Below are 13,514 nucleotides of genomic sequence, written 5' to 3' on the forward strand. Positions count from 1 at the left end.
CACTCACGGAATTCACATGAGCTCTCTCCAGGACCAGTTACTCAAGGCCGGCCTCGTCGACAGCAAGAAAGCGAAACAGGTCAGCAAGGAAAAGCGCAAGCAACAGAAAGTGGCCAAGAAGTCCGGCCAGCAGGTGGAAAACGAGGCCCGGGCAGCGGCGGAACAGGCCCGGGCCGAGAAAGCGGCCCGTGACCGGGCGCTGAATGCCGAGCGCGAAGCAGCCGCCCACGAAAAGGCCATTGCCGCCCAGATCCGCCAGATGGTGGCCGGCAACCGCCAGCCCCGTGGCCGCGAGGACGTGGCTTACAACTTCACCTTTGAGCGCAAGATCAAGACCATCCATGTCAGCGAGGCGGTGCGCGACCACCTCGCTGCCGGGCGCCTGATGATCGTCGGCCTGGACGACAAGTTCGAGCTGGTACCGCGGGTGATAGCCGAGAAGATTGCCGAGCGTAACCCGGATGCGGTGGTGCAGCCGCCGGAAGACAGCAGTGCCGTGGACGAGGACGATCCCTACGCGGAGTTCCAGATCCCCGACGACCTGATGTGGTAAGCGGCTTGGACGATCGCGAGGCGGTGATCGCGGCAGTGGAGAAATGGCTTGCCGACGTAGTGGTAGGCCTGAACCTCTGCCCTTTCGCACGCAGGCCCATGCGCGCGGGCCAGGTCCGCTTTGCAGTCAGCGCGGCGGAGACCGACGAGGCCCTGATGCAGGAGCTGCTGGCGGAAATGGAACGGCTGGATTCCCTGTCGCCCGCGGAGCTGGAGACCACCCTCCTGGTCATCCCGCACCACTTGCAGGAGTTTACCGATTTCAACCAGTTCCTGGACCTGGCAGAGTGGCTGGTCGAGCGGCACGGCTACAGCGGGATTTACCAGCTGGCCACTTTCCATCCCCATTACCAGTTCGCCGGCACTGCCCCCGGTGATGCAGAAAACCTGACCAATCGAGCCCCCTACCCGATCCTGCACCTGATCCGGGAAGAATCGATCGAGCGGGTACTGGCCAACTATCCCGATCCGGAGTCGATCCCCGAGCAGAATATCCGCAGGGTCAGCGGGCTGTCGCCGGAGCAGAAACGCAGGCTGTTCCCCTACCTCTTCTACCGCGATCCGCCGACGTCGCGCTGATCTCCCACGGACGAACACGCCGAGGCCAGCCCCAGGTGCTGGAGCGCCTGCAGGCGCCCCATCTGGTAGCCCTGTTCCAGCAGGTCGGGTTCGCGGGTAAAACGCTTCACCGGGAAGTCCTCCGGTGGTGCGATAACTGACACCCGGCACCCCTGCGGCGGGTTGACGATAAACTCCAGCGCCCGGTTGTAGCGTCCGGCGCGCTCCAGAACCGACTCGAACAGCCGCGAGTGCTCGTGAAATACCTGCTTTAGCATTTGCGGGGCGGGCGTCAGGCGCTTGCGATACCCGAGTGGCCGCGAAAGCACCACGGTGATATCGGTTGCGCCCATCTCGTAGGCCCGGATCACGGGAATGGAATCGGCCAGGCCGCCATCGGTCATGGGCTCACCGTTTACCTGCGGGAATTCCCGGTATACAAACGGGATGGCACAGGACGCAGGGAACACCTCGTGCATATTCTCCGCCGATACTTCCAGGTAGCAGGCCTCGCCCGTATTGACGTTGGTAGTCACGGCGTAGAGCGGTATCGCATTGTCGTAGTAGCGCTGGACGTTCAGCGGCACCTCGTCGAATGACGCATGCCAGAGCCAGCTTACATCGCAGAAGTGGCCGCCTTTCAGGTAGCGGCGCCAGTTGATGAAGTCCGAGCGCCGCGCGTGGTCGAGCAGGATCCTGCGGCTGCGTCCCCGGTCCCCCGCCAGGTAACCGATCAGGTTGGTGGAGCCCGCCGACACACCGATGGCAAAGTCGTAGGGCAGGAAGTCGGACTCAATAAATGCGTCGAGGACGCCGGCGGCAAAAATCCCGCGCATCGCACCACCCTCAACAACCAGCGCACGATTACCGACTTTGCTGCTCACTTCAGCGCCCTCTGCCTTGAAACCAAAAAATAAAACGCAGTCACAATAGTACAATCTGCGCACAGCGTAACACCAGCGAAGATCCGGACCCCGCGGCCATCATCCCCCGGCGAGCTGGCATGCTTTTCTACCTGCACGAATTGTCGGGGTCACTGGAATGGGACACCTATGGTACAAGGTTATTCGCGTCACGCAGGCCATAACAATAAGGAATCTTTATGACAGTCATTGCCAGCCCGATCCTTGTCCCCGTCACGGCCCTGGTTGCCTGGTCCCTGCTGATGTGGCTGTGGATGTATGCGACCCGCCTGCCCGCCATCTCGAGGGCGGGAATCGACCTGGACCCGACTGTCCCCCCGCCCGAACTGATGGGCCGGCTGCCAGCCCGGGTGCGCTGGAAGGCCGATAATTACAACCACCTGATGGAGCAACCGACGCTCTTCTACGCCATCTGCCTGACCCAGGCATTACTGGGACAGGGTAACGGCGCCGACCTCTGGCTTGCCTGGGGATATGTCGGGTTGCGGGTCGCCCACAGCCTGTTCCAGGCCCTGATCAACAAAATCGAGGTGCGCTTTATGATTTTCACCCTGTCGACGCTGGTGCTGTTTGCGCTTACCATCCGGACGCTGATTACCCTGACTCTAACAATTGACTGAAATGGCTATTCCCTACCAATTCAATGCTCCCTGGAGCCGGCAGCTGAAATGGCTCACCGCTCTCGCCGTGCTGTTGCTACTGGCTATCCCACTGATCCTGATGGCGCGGGCGCCGGCCGACCCACCCGTCCTCTACAGGGTCTCCATCTGGTTGCCGGTGGCGATCCTGGCGCTCTCGACACTGTTCGCCATCCGCGGCTTCACCCTGAAAGGCGATGCCATCTACGTAATTCGCCCATTGTGGAAAACGCGCCTGCCGCTCGACGGGCTGCAGCAGGTGGTTGCCGATCCCGGCGCCATGCAGGGTTCTATCCGGATATTTGGCAACGGCGGACTGTTCGGCTACATCGGCCTGTTCCAGAACAAGCACATCGGCCGCTACCGGGCGTTCGCCACGGACCAGGCAAAAGCGGTGATATTGCGCTTTCCCGAGCGCACCCTGGTGGTGACCCCCGGCCGACCGGAAAAGCTGGTAGCGCTGCTGCAGGAGCGCATTGACCGACAATAACCGGCGCGCTCGCGGACCCTCGAGCCCAATACGGGGTTGCAGGCCGACGCCCGTGAAGCGTTCCTGTTTGTCTATCGCTGGAGTCGATTCGGTCAATTCCCCGTTGCCTGCACCGTGCTAGCTTGACTCACTGACGGCACAATAATGACAACGAGCCCCCGAGGAGTCCGGTGATGGAACAGTTCCCGTTTTCGGAAGCGCCGCCCCTGCCCGCCTGGCTGGCGGAGCAACTTCCCTACCGCCGCCGCATGTTCAGCAGCGGTGGCTATCGCATGCACTTTGTCGATCAAGGTTCCGGCCCTGTGGTGCTGATGCAGCACGGCAATCCCATGTGGTGTTTCCTGTGGCGCAAGGTGATTGAGGAACTACTGCAGCAGCCGGTGCGGGTGATCGCGCCTGACCTGATCGGCATGGGCTTCAGTGACAAGCCCCGCGATCCAGCCATCCACACCCTGGAATTTCACGGGCACCAGCTCTCGGCACTGATCCGTGCACTGGACCTGCGGGAAATCACAATCGTCGGCCAGGACTGGGGCGGGCCAGTTAGCGGCCTGGCGGCGGCGCTGAACCCGGAACGTATTGCCGGAGCGGTTTTTGCCAACACCTCCCTGCGGCTGCCGACGAAACAACCACGGGTGACGCCCTTTCACCGCTTTGCCAACCGCCCGGTGATCTCCGACCTGGCCTTCCGCCTGTTCAATTTCCCGATGCCCATGCTGCCGAAGGTACAGGGCAATCCCGCCAGCCTGGGGCCAGCGGAAATGCGCGCCTACAGGTATCCCCTCCGCCACTTCCGCGACCGGACCGCGCCACTGGCACTGGCGCGCATGGTGCCCACCCGGCTCGAGCACCCGACAATCGCGCAGCTGGCACTGGTGGACCGCTGGGCGCGGGACTTCCGCGGCCCGGTGGAGCTGGTATGGGGTTGTCGCGATCCCATTCTCGGTCGCGCCCTGCACGGCAACCTGGAGCTGTTCCCCGATGCCCGTGTGACCGAGACACAGGCCGGGCACTTCCTCCAGGAGGAAGTGCCCGGCGAGCTGGCTGCCGCCATACGCCGGGTAATCGCCACCGCCACAGCGCCGGGATAGTAATCCGCCCGGGACAGGCGGGAACCGATCAGGCGCCTGACCGCCTTGGCAGGTCACGATAGCAGCCAGTGTGCTTTACTGCGGTAAACACCACGGTAACGGCCCATGAATGAAACCATGCCCCCGGACCTGATCGCTGCCGCGGCAACAGAAGCCGAATGGCTGCGCTGGTGGTTCCGGGTGATGATATTGACCAACCTGGCAGCGGTTTTCTTTGTCCTGAAGAAAAAGCCGACAGGCGGCGTCACTGCCAGGCCCGAAGCCCTGGCAATCCTGGCGGCGTTTGTGGCTTCCGCCGTGACCATGAACTGGCTCTATGACTGGGTCGGTTATGTCCGGCTCCTCGGGGTGACGCACCTGCTTTTCTGGACACCCGTGTACTTCTGGCTGCTGGGAAAATTCTGGCGGGATGAATATTCCGGCCCTTTCCGCATTTACGCCTTTATCTACCTGGTAATCGCGGGCGCCAGCCTGCTCACGGATGCTGCGGATCTCGTCCGCTATGTGCTGGGAGATCACCAGCCGCTGCACATGAATTAGACTGAGGGAATAGCTTCACTCGGGCATAACGGAATGCATTGCAAATCCTGCTGGCCGACCTGTTTCCCTGCCAGTAGCGGGGCACGTTGGCATACATTTGTTTCATTGCTGTTTGGCTTCCTGGCCGGGACACTGTTGCCATGTGTGCAGGCAGAAGAACAGCCGGACAATGCAATCCAGTTCAAATCCGGCCACAGTGGCGCCACCATAGAGGGGACGATCAAGGGCCGGGCCTATGAGCTCTATACCGTACAGGCGAGTGCCGGGCAGCGCATGACGGTGGAAATGCAAACCGATAATGCCGCCAACTACTTCAATATCTTCGCCCCGGGCAAGGGTCCCGGGGACGCCGCCAGGTTTATCGGCTCCACCCATGGCAATCGTTTTTCCCAGGTACTGCCCTCATCCGGTGTCTACACCATCCAGGCTTACCTGATGCCCAGTGCCGCACGGCGGGACGAAACTGCCAACTTCAGCCTGGACATTTCACTCACTGCGGGCACTCCCGCCACGCCCACCACGGGCGACGTCCAGTGGCCGCTTGAATACGATACGGCCGGCAAGCTTACCTGTGCCGTTGGCGACGCCGAGTTCAGCCTCGCATGCCCATTCCGGGTGCGCCGCCACCGGCCCGAGGCAACCATCTGGACCATTTCCCCTGCGGATCCGTCAGTGCTGCGCATCCTGTACTTTCGCAAGAACCGGTTTTCCACCAATGGCGCCGCAAAGGTCCAGTGGCAGCGACAGGGAGACAACTGGCGCGTGGATATTGGTGAACAGGAGTCCTACCTGGTCCCCGACGCCGTGATACAGGGAGACTGATTGCATGAGAGTGATGCCGCGACCATTGCGACTGGCCCTCGGCGGTGCCGCCGGCGGCCTGGTCGTTGCACTCCTGGTCGACCTGCTGGGGGCGGGAAAGGGAGTACTGCCCTACATCATGTACCCCGTGGCCGGTTTTATTGGCGGGCTCCTGGGCAGCTGGATCCAGCAGCGGAAAGGCCGCAGTAAAAACCGGCAGGATGACCACTGAGCCCCGCCGCCCCCATACGCGACATTATCCAGAACAGGACGAAGCGCAACATGCCCAGCGACGAACAGGGATACCCGGTTTCCGGTGCGACAGACGAGGCCATGCCACATTACCTGGCCGGACTGCGCGCATTCAATCTCTATCATGGCGACCCCCTGGAGCCGTTGCAGAAGGCGATCCATGCGGCACCGGAGTTTGCCATGGCCCACCTGTTGCAGGCGGGCCTCTGTGCTGTGGCCACTGAGCCGGCGGCCAATCTCGCGGCACAGGAATCCCTGCTGGCCGCCCGCGACCTGCCAATGAATGACCGTGAAGAATCCCTGTTCAGTGCCCTGGAAAAACTGGTGATGGGCTACTGGACCACTGCCGCAGAGGCACTGGATTACCACTGCGCGCGCTTCCCCCACGACCTGGTGGCACTGCAATGTGGGCACCTGGTGGACTTCTACCGGGCCAACAGCCGCGACCTGCGCGACCGGCTCGCCCGCGCCCTGCCCCTGTGGTCGGCGGAAATCCCGGGCTACTCGCTCCTCCTGGGCATGTATGCCTTCGGGCTCGAGGAAACCGGCGACTACCTGCGTGCGGAGGAATATGGCCACAGCGCCATCGAGCTGGAACCTTTCGACTGCTGGGCCCACCACGCAGTGGCCCATGTACTGGAAATGACCGGCCGTCCCGAAGTCGGCATCGAATGGATGAAAAGCCGCGAAGCGTTCTGGGCCGGGGAGGAAAACTTCTTCAAGGTGCACAACTGGTGGCACCGGGCACTGTACCACCTGGACCTGGGCGAGCAGGACGAGGCTCTGGCGCTCTATGACGGCCCGGTGCGCAGTGAAAAAAGTAATATGGCGCTGGATATGGTGGATGCCTCGGCCCTGCTATGGCGCCTGTCCATCAGTGGCTGCGACGTCGGTGACCGCTGGCAAGAGCTGGCGAAAGCCTGGGAACAACATGCGGATGGCCGGCTCTACCCCTTCAACGACTGGCATGCAGTGATGGCTTACCTCGGTGCCGGGGAGGACAGCAGGGCGGAAGACATCACCAACAGCCTCCGTGCCGGCAGGGACAACGAAGCGGAGGTATCACACTGGGGCTGGCAGACCGGCCTGCCCCTGGTGGAAGGGTTTATCGCCTTCTGGCACGGTGACTATCACCGGGCCACGGAACACCTGCACAGCGCCCGCTATATAGCCAATACCTTCGGTGGCAGCCACGCACAGCGGGATATCATCGACTGGACCCTCACCGAGGCAGCCATCCGCAGTGGCAACCGGGAACTGGCGGAAGCCTTCGCCAATGAGCGACTGGCACTGAAACCGGACAGCCTGGTAAACCAGGGGTTTATTGCCCGCGCTTCCGCACAGCACACCCCCTAGCGCGGCACGCCGCGGTTATGTCGGGCACCGGGATACACCGGTTCAGAAATCAAATAACCTGCGCCAGCTGAACCTGCCAGCGCGCTCCCGCCCCGTGTGCTCACGGTGGAACAGGCGAGCCAGCTCCTTTGCCTCGGACTCACTGAATTGCAGCGGCGCAAAACGCAGGTAATCCCGCGCCGCCAGGAATTCCCGCACCGACTGCTCGGCGGGGACATATTTCATCGACCAGTCGGCAAACAGACGCGTTTCCGCTGTGTTCACCGACAGGATGGTCAGCTGCCGGTGGCGGGAATCGCCGCTGATGCGCTGATAAGTCCTGTTGACCGCCTCGCGCTCTCCTTCAAGAACCTGGAAGAAATGCCCGTCGCCGAAGTACAACACACCGCCAATTCCACTGCGCTTGTTGTTGCGACGACTCTGCATAAGTATGCGACCGACATTGGGTTCAACCCCCTGTACAGGATCAGCCGGCGCGAACTCTGCGCGACTGGCGTAGATCAGCCTAACCAGCTCAGACATGGTGACACCCCCTTTAACCCAAATGACGTCATACGCGCGCAATCACCCTGTGGATTACCCGGGAGTGCAAACAGTTCTTCCCTCGCGCTTTACAAGAGGCGCTGGTGCACTAGATTCCAGAAGTTAAATACTATTCGGAGAACACGCATGCCTTTGCTCCCTGCGCGGCTACTGGTTCCCGCGGTCGCGCTTGCCTGTTTACTGCAGTCCCTCGGAGCCTGGGCAATTCCGGTATTTGCCCGCCAGTACGAGATGAGTTGCGCCGCCTGCCACTCGGCTTTTCCCCGCCTGAATGCCTTCGGTGAAGAGTTCGCCGGTAATAACTACCGCCTGCCCTCATGGCGCGACAAAACAGTCGATACCGGGGACAACCTGCTGGCCCTGCCGGAGAAGGTTCCTTTTGCCGTGCGCGCCCAGGCGTATTTCCAGGGGCGCGAGGGTGAATCGATCGATCCACTGAACGGCAAGCGTGTAGAGGCGGATACTGATTTCCAGGCGCCCTATCTGGTAAAGCTGCTCTCCAGCGCGCCCCTCAGTGAAAACCTCACCTACTACTTTTACGGGATCTTCGCCGAAAAGGGAGAAAACGGCGAAGTGATCATCGAGGACGCATGGATCCGCCACAGTGACCTGTTCAGCTCCGGTGTCGGCCTGCAGCTGGGCCAGTTCCAGATATCAGACCTGATGTTTCCGCGGGAAGTACGTCTCACGTTCCAGGACTTTATGGTGTACCGCATGGCCAGTATCACCTATGAGCGGGGCATGATACTCGATCGGTCATTTGGCCCGGTTGACCTGGCCCTGGGGCTGGTCAATGGCAATGGCATCACGGATAACTTCAATGTGAACAGTCCCGGCTATCGCCGCCCGGACAACCTCTTTGATGACAACAACTCAAAAAGTGCCTTTGCCCGCCTGGGTGTTGATGAGGAGCCGCTGTCCGCGGGACTGTTTGCGCTTTCAGGAAAACGGGATAGCGCCACCGGTCCAGCGGGCCTGTTCAGGGGCGAGCGAGACTCGGATGTAACCATGCTCGGGGTCGACTTTTCCGGCAGTATCGGCAACAGGGCGCACTGGTATGCCCAGTATCTCTGGACCAGCTGGGATGATTTCCTGCAGCCGGAAATCGGCGATACGATCCTCTGGCCCAACCGACAGTATGACTGGCACGGGGGTTTCCTGGGCCTGGACTATATCGCCAGCGATCGCTGGGCATTTTCACTCCTGTACAACAGCGCCGACGCCAATGACCTGGCCCATACCGATACGATCTACGAGGGCATTGAAATTGATACCCTCACCTTCACTGCGAGCTATTACTTTATGCGCAATGCCAAGGGAATCATCGAGATCAATGCCGATTTTCTCGGAGCAAATGACCAGCAGGGACTGTACTTCACCGGCCACCTGGATAAGGAATCCTATATCCTGCTGGGGTTTGATGTGGCCTATTGATACCCGGGGGACCAACTCCCCGGTGCGCCGGCCCAAACGGGGAAGGCTGTATACCGGGCGTACACTTGGCAAGCGCCACAGCTCGCGGTAGATTGGGCAGCCAGCCGCCAACGACCCGGACTTATCGAAAACCATGTACATAGGCTCCCGGAAACGGGCATACGCATTGCTGCTGGCAGTACTGGCACTGCCCTACTCTCCGCTATCCAGCGCCACTGAAGCCTGCGTGATTCTCCTGCACGGCCTGGCCAAATCCGACCGTTCCATGGCAAAGCTGGAACGTGCCATCGGGGAAGCCGGTTACCACACAGTGAATGTCGATTACCCCTCCACCGAACGGCCCATCGACCAACTCGCCGGGCCCGCAATAGCACCGGCCCTGGACCGGTGCCCGGAAGATAGCGAGGTAAATTTTGTTACCCACTCCATGGGCGGAATACTGGTACGACAGTACCTCAGCCGGGTGCCGATCAAGAACCTGAAACGGGTCGTTATGCTGGGGCCGCCCAACCGGGGCAGTGAGGTGGTCGACCGATTGGGGAGCTTCCCGGGCTTTCATTTCATGTTCGGCGACGCGGGACTACAGCTTGGCACCGGGGACATGAGCGTTCCCAACCGGCTGGGGGCGGCCGAGTTCGACCTGGGGATCATTGCCGGTAGCCGCAGCATCAACCCGATACTTTCCCGGATGATCCCGGCCACCGATGACGGCAAGGTCTCGGTAGAGAGGACAAAGCTGGAGGGCATGAACGACCATATCACCGTGCCTGCAACCCATGTATTCATGATGAAAAATGACGAAGTCATCGCCCAGGTAATCCACTACCTGCAACAGGGCCAGTTCAAGCGGCCGCAACAGGATCGCACTGGCCGGGATTGACTTGCGGCACGCTCTCCCCTGTCGCGGATCGGTCTTCCAGTGGTGGGCGCTGATCCCCGGCGACTGACACCAGCGTGCCGGCCAATCGTGTTGCCTGCTTTCATGGCTGCTACCAGGACATTCTTTCTCTAGCCCGGTTCCTCCCCCCGACGGTCCCGTGCAGTGATTGAGATGGGCGCCTCAATCTCCCGGCAGCTGCGTGATGCCATGCGTGGCCACAACATCCCGATAGCGATCATCCTCTGAGACGCGATACTTCTACCCGACGCCGGAAAGTCCCGGAGGATACGCCGCCCGGCCGCGGCTACGACTAAACTGCGCGATACAGCAGGGAAAACTCGACCCGGCCAGGGGTCTCGGGGATGAATTGGATGACGGCACAACGCCTACTCGCCGGCCAGGAAGAAAGTTCGGAAGCGCTCCGGGAACTGCCGGAGCAGGTAGATCGCGGCCTGGAAACCGCACTGGGCAAAGTCGATGGCTGGATTGCCGATGGTATCCAGCATATCCCCAACTTTGTGGCAGCGCTGGTGGTAGTCATACTGCTGTACCTGCTCGGCACGCTGTTCGGTTTCCTCACCCGCAAACACCTGGCGCGACGCAAGCGGGAAAACCTCGGGGAAGTCCTGGGCGGCCTGGTGAAGTGGATACTGTTCGGCGTTGGTTGCCTGCTGGCAGCAACCATTGTCATGCCCACCCTGAAGCCGGGCGACCTTGTCGCCGGGCTCGGCGTGGGCTCAGTGGCTTTTGGCTTCGCCTTCAAGGATATCCTGCAGAACTGGCTGGCAGGCCTGCTGATCCTGCTCAAGGAGCCCTTTCACCTGAACGACCAGATCCGTGTCGGGGAATTCGAGGGCACGGTCAAGAAAATCGAGAACCGCGCCACATTTATCCGCACCTATGACGGCCAGCGGGTGGTCATTCCCAACGCCGACATCTACACCACCGCAGTGGTGGTGAAGACCGCCCACCCACTGCGTCGCAGTGAATACGATGTCGGCATCGGCTACGGCGACGGTATCGACCGTGCCTGCGAGGTTTTGGTAGAAGCGGTCAGCAAGGTCGAGGGCGTGCAGGACAAGGTTCCTGTAGAGGCCCTGCCCTGGGGGCTCGCCGCCAGCTGGGTGACCATCCGTGTACGCTGGTGGACCCACAGCCGCCAGACCGATGCCAACCATATCGGCGCTGCCGTGGTCAGGGCCATCAAGCTGGCCCTGGATGAGGCGCAGATCGATATGCCGTTCGAGACCCGGGTGCAGCTTTTCCACGACCAGACAGAGGAGAATGACGGCGATCGCAGCCGGCAGCGGGAGGGCTGGCCGGCGCCTTCGGCGGGAGAAACCCGGCCCCGCTGGCGTGCCCAGCTGGAGCGGGACTGATGGCAGCGGGCCGCCCGGCCGTTCTCACCCCCGGCGGAAACCGCTATTCTCTGCGCTCAACCCGCTAAGGAGAGAGATTGTTTATGGTGGAGTGGCAGTGGGCGCGCCTCGAGGGGCTGGACAACCGGCAACTGTATGAAATCCTGCGGGTGCGCCAGGAGGTCTTCACGGTGGAACAGGACTGTGCCTACCAGGACGCCGATGGCAGGGACTGGGATTCCTGGCACCTGTGTGGCTGGGATACGCGCACCCCGGAACCACACCTGCTCGCCTACCTGCGCGTGGTGGACCCGGGGAAGAAGTATCGCGAACCGGCCATAGGCCGTGTGCTAACCGCCCTGTCGGCGCGGGGCACCGGGCTCGGGCGCGAGCTGGTGCGCCGTGCAGTGCTGCTATCTGATGACGTCCATCCCGGCGCCGCCATCCGTATTTCCGCCCAGCTCCACCTTGCCGGTTTTTATCGCGATTTCGGCTTTGAGCAGGTATCAGAACCCTACGACGAGGATGGTATCCCGCATATCGAAATGCTACGCCCGGTCCAATAAAGCCTTTCAGCCCGTATCGGGGGTAGCTGCCGGCTCTCCGGAAACCGCTTCCCCCGGGCGGGCAACGCGCTGGCGACCATCCCGGAACCAGCAGGACAGGCCGAAACCGAGGGCGCAGAGCAACCAGACAAGGTTGCCCACCAGCGCGCCGCCATGGATGGCACCGGCACCAAACCGGCCAAGGTGTGCCCCGACCACGCCCATCGCGACCAGGACAACAGCCAGGCGCAAGTACCAGGACCATCCGGCACAACTCCCCCGGAACGCAGCCACCAGGCTGAGCCCCAAAATCCCACCCCAGAATACCGGCAGGGGAGGCAAGCCCAGGACCAGCTGGCCGAGGGCGGCCGCTGCAATCAACAGGGGCACCCCCCACACCTGCGCCACCCATATGCGCTCCAGCCTTTCCCGGGGGAAACCCCACTGTCGTTTGCGCAGCAGCCAGATATTGATTCCTGAAACCACCAGTGCACACATTCCAAGGCCCAGCAGGAAGTAGGCCACTTTCACGGCGAAACCGCCGTAGTGACCAAAATGCAGGCGAAAACTAGAGGCGTAAACCTGCTTGCCCGCACTGCCATCGGACCAGCCATCCCGCCCCAGGGAAGCGCCATCGGCATTGAAGTAAAATCGTTCTCCCCAGACCAGTCGCCCCGGTACGCGGGTGGTAATTTCAAACAACTGACCCACCCTGCCGGGGTTGTGAAGGCTGATCCTAAACGGCTCTCTTCCTGGAGCGATGCGGGCCAGCGACGCGAGTGCCGGGGCAAAATCCGGCACCGGTACAGCGCTGGCTTCCGCCTTCGCCTCCGGCACATCCCGAAACAGCAGGTGGTGCACCCTCTCCACATCGCCGGAATAAAAAACCTGTGCAATCGCAAAGGCGAACACCGTTGCGAGGCCGATAAATGCACCCGTCAGCGCGATCATCAGGTGAAATGGCGCCGCCCATACGCCCAGGCGGTTATGCAGGTCCACCTGGCGTCGACGCGCTGAACCACGACCACGGAGGGAGAATGCCTCACGCACGATATTGGGGTGGGCCAGCAATCCGGAAATAATCAGCGCCGCCATCAGCACGCCGATCAGGCCCACTACCGGGACACCCAGGCCCACAGGGAGGTTAAGGGCAAAATGGAGATAGACGAGAAAATCCGTCCACTCATGCGTTACCTGTTCCCGCAGAGTCCCGTTACCGCCGACGAAATGCTCTCTCTCCCCCACTTCGACCAGCATGCGGGGCATCTCGGCGGTGGGTGCCGTAAAGCGGATCACGCCCGGCTGCTCGCCATCGGCAGGAATCCCGGCAAGGGCCTCGCGGGCAGCGCGCCGGTATACATCCGCTTCGACTGTCAGCATTTCCCCCGCGGATGCCTGCTCCCAGCGTTCAAACTCCGGGTAGAAGACCGCGAGGGTACCGCTCACACAGACGATATACAGCAGGGTGGACAGAAAGAGCCCCAGCGCTGAATGCCCACCGGTCATATCGCGCACAAAGGCCGGGCTGGGCCTGAATGACAGTTTCATCGCTC

Annotated in this window: 16 protein-coding genes; 13 read left to right on the forward strand and 3 right to left on the reverse strand. The window is 61.7% G+C overall.

Features of this window, described 5'->3' with window-relative positions:
• Window positions 1-16: 16 nt before the first annotated feature.
• Together LVD10_RS11840 and LVD10_RS11845 are read left to right on the forward strand one after the other, a co-directional pair.
• Window positions 17-553, forward strand: a complete 537-nt coding sequence (locus tag LVD10_RS11840; protein WP_237063776.1) for a DUF2058 domain-containing protein — start codon at window positions 17-19, stop codon at window positions 551-553.
• Between the two features lie 5 nt (window positions 554-558).
• Window positions 559-1,131, forward strand: coding sequence for a DUF1415 domain-containing protein (locus LVD10_RS11845; RefSeq protein WP_232941671.1), 573 nt, complete (start codon window positions 559-561; stop codon window positions 1,129-1,131).
• Here the strand turns inward: LVD10_RS11845 and LVD10_RS11850 are convergent.
• Window positions 1,104-1,994 carry a patatin-like phospholipase family protein gene (locus LVD10_RS11850; protein ID WP_232941670.1) on the reverse strand — a complete coding sequence of 297 codons (891 nt, stop codon included), beginning with the start codon at window positions 1,992-1,994 and terminating at the stop codon, window positions 1,104-1,106. The genes LVD10_RS11845 and LVD10_RS11850 overlap by 28 nt on opposite strands.
• 218 nt (window positions 1,995-2,212) lie before the next feature.
• On the opposite strand from LVD10_RS11850, the gene LVD10_RS11855 reads away from it, so the two are divergent.
• The 7 genes from LVD10_RS11855 to LVD10_RS11885 all read left to right on the forward strand — a co-directional run bounded on the left by LVD10_RS11855 (window position 2,213) and on the right by LVD10_RS11885 (window position 7,201).
• On the forward strand, window positions 2,213-2,653 hold the full coding sequence (locus LVD10_RS11855) for an MAPEG family protein (protein WP_237063777.1): 441 nt from the start codon (window positions 2,213-2,215) through the stop codon (window positions 2,651-2,653).
• A 1-nt stretch (window position 2,654) separates the two neighbouring features.
• Window positions 2,655-3,161, forward strand: coding sequence for a PH domain-containing protein (locus tag LVD10_RS11860; RefSeq protein WP_232941668.1), 507 nt, complete (start codon window positions 2,655-2,657; stop codon window positions 3,159-3,161).
• Between the two features lie 173 nt (window positions 3,162-3,334).
• A complete protein-coding gene (locus LVD10_RS11865) occupies window positions 3,335-4,252 on the forward strand; it encodes an alpha/beta fold hydrolase (RefSeq protein ID WP_232941667.1) in 918 nt (305 codons plus the stop codon).
• A gap of 105 nt (window positions 4,253-4,357) precedes the next feature.
• Window positions 4,358-4,792, forward strand: a complete 435-nt coding sequence (locus LVD10_RS11870) for a hypothetical protein (RefSeq protein ID WP_232941666.1) — start codon at window positions 4,358-4,360, stop codon at window positions 4,790-4,792.
• A 144-nt stretch (window positions 4,793-4,936) separates the two neighbouring features.
• Window positions 4,937-5,614 carry a hypothetical protein gene (locus LVD10_RS11875; protein ID WP_232941665.1) on the forward strand — a complete coding sequence of 226 codons (678 nt, stop codon included), beginning with the start codon at window positions 4,937-4,939 and terminating at the stop codon, window positions 5,612-5,614.
• A gap of 4 nt (window positions 5,615-5,618) precedes the next feature.
• Window positions 5,619-5,825, forward strand: coding sequence for a hypothetical protein (locus LVD10_RS11880; protein ID WP_237063778.1), 207 nt, complete (start codon window positions 5,619-5,621; stop codon window positions 5,823-5,825).
• A 50-nt stretch (window positions 5,826-5,875) separates the two neighbouring features.
• The gene (locus LVD10_RS11885) at window positions 5,876-7,201 is read left to right on the forward strand and encodes a tetratricopeptide repeat protein (protein ID WP_237063779.1); all 1,326 of its coding nucleotides are present in this window, start codon (window positions 5,876-5,878) and stop codon (window positions 7,199-7,201) included.
• A 42-nt stretch (window positions 7,202-7,243) separates the two neighbouring features.
• Here the strand turns inward: LVD10_RS11885 and LVD10_RS11890 are convergent, their stop codons facing one another.
• Window positions 7,244-7,723 (reverse strand): BLUF domain-containing protein, encoded by a 480-nt coding sequence (locus LVD10_RS11890; protein WP_232941662.1) that lies wholly within the window; start codon window positions 7,721-7,723, stop codon window positions 7,244-7,246.
• Between the two features lie 147 nt (window positions 7,724-7,870).
• Here LVD10_RS11890 and LVD10_RS11895 point away from each other — a divergent pair, with 147 nt between their 5' ends.
• The 4 genes from LVD10_RS11895 (at window position 7,871) to LVD10_RS11910 (ending at window position 11,982) form a co-directional block, all read left to right on the forward strand.
• On the forward strand, window positions 7,871-9,178 hold the full coding sequence (locus tag LVD10_RS11895) for a hypothetical protein (RefSeq protein ID WP_237063780.1): 1,308 nt from the start codon (window positions 7,871-7,873) through the stop codon (window positions 9,176-9,178).
• Window positions 9,179-9,311: 133 nt separating this feature from the next.
• On the forward strand, window positions 9,312-10,058 hold the full coding sequence (locus tag LVD10_RS11900) for an esterase/lipase family protein (RefSeq protein ID WP_232941660.1): 747 nt from the start codon (window positions 9,312-9,314) through the stop codon (window positions 10,056-10,058).
• Window positions 10,059-10,429: 371 nt separating this feature from the next.
• On the forward strand, window positions 10,430-11,437 hold the full coding sequence (locus LVD10_RS11905; protein WP_237063781.1) for a mechanosensitive ion channel family protein: 1,008 nt from the start codon (window positions 10,430-10,432) through the stop codon (window positions 11,435-11,437).
• Between the two features lie 83 nt (window positions 11,438-11,520).
• Entirely contained in the window at window positions 11,521-11,982 is a 462-nt protein-coding gene (locus LVD10_RS11910; protein WP_232941658.1) for a GNAT family N-acetyltransferase, read from the forward strand.
• Window positions 11,983-11,988: 6 nt separating this feature from the next.
• On the opposite strand, the gene LVD10_RS11915 is transcribed toward LVD10_RS11910, so the two are convergent.
• Window positions 11,989-13,509 carry a PepSY-associated TM helix domain-containing protein gene (locus tag LVD10_RS11915; RefSeq protein ID WP_237063782.1) on the reverse strand — a complete coding sequence of 507 codons (1,521 nt, stop codon included), beginning with the start codon at window positions 13,507-13,509 and terminating at the stop codon, window positions 11,989-11,991.
• Window positions 13,510-13,514 lie beyond the last annotated feature (5 nt).

It is taken from the genome of Microbulbifer zhoushanensis (genome assembly GCF_021729055.1).
GTDB lineage: Bacteria > Pseudomonadota > Gammaproteobacteria > Pseudomonadales > Cellvibrionaceae > Microbulbifer > Microbulbifer zhoushanensis.

Excerpts from the sequence above, each read along its gene's own strand:
- LVD10_RS11840 (WP_237063776.1), top strand. The coding sequence starts at position 17 with ATGAGCTCTCTCCAGGACCAGTTACTCAAGGCCGGCCTCGTCGACAGC.
- LVD10_RS11855 (WP_237063777.1), top strand. The coding sequence starts at position 2,213 with ATGACAGTCATTGCCAGCCCGATCCTTGTCCCCGTCACGGCCCTGGTT.
- LVD10_RS11860 (WP_232941668.1), top strand. The coding sequence starts at position 2,655 with ATGGCTATTCCCTACCAATTCAATGCTCCCTGGAGCCGGCAGCTGAAA.
- LVD10_RS11865 (WP_232941667.1), top strand. The coding sequence starts at position 3,335 with ATGGAACAGTTCCCGTTTTCGGAAGCGCCGCCCCTGCCCGCCTGGCTG.
- LVD10_RS11870 (WP_232941666.1), top strand. The coding sequence starts at position 4,358 with ATGAATGAAACCATGCCCCCGGACCTGATCGCTGCCGCGGCAACAGAA.
- LVD10_RS11880 (WP_237063778.1), top strand. The coding sequence starts at position 5,619 with ATGAGAGTGATGCCGCGACCATTGCGACTGGCCCTCGGCGGTGCCGCC.
- LVD10_RS11885 (WP_237063779.1), top strand. The coding sequence starts at position 5,876 with ATGCCCAGCGACGAACAGGGATACCCGGTTTCCGGTGCGACAGACGAG.
- LVD10_RS11890 (WP_232941662.1), bottom strand. The coding sequence starts at position 7,723 with ATGTCTGAGCTGGTTAGGCTGATCTACGCCAGTCGCGCAGAGTTCGCG.
- LVD10_RS11895 (WP_237063780.1), top strand. The coding sequence starts at position 7,871 with ATGCCTTTGCTCCCTGCGCGGCTACTGGTTCCCGCGGTCGCGCTTGCC.
- LVD10_RS11900 (WP_232941660.1), top strand. The coding sequence starts at position 9,312 with ATGTACATAGGCTCCCGGAAACGGGCATACGCATTGCTGCTGGCAGTA.
- LVD10_RS11905 (WP_237063781.1), top strand. The coding sequence starts at position 10,430 with ATGACGGCACAACGCCTACTCGCCGGCCAGGAAGAAAGTTCGGAAGCG.
- LVD10_RS11910 (WP_232941658.1), top strand. The coding sequence starts at position 11,521 with ATGGTGGAGTGGCAGTGGGCGCGCCTCGAGGGGCTGGACAACCGGCAA.
- LVD10_RS11915 (WP_237063782.1), bottom strand. The coding sequence starts at position 13,509 with ATGAAACTGTCATTCAGGCCCAGCCCGGCCTTTGTGCGCGATATGACC.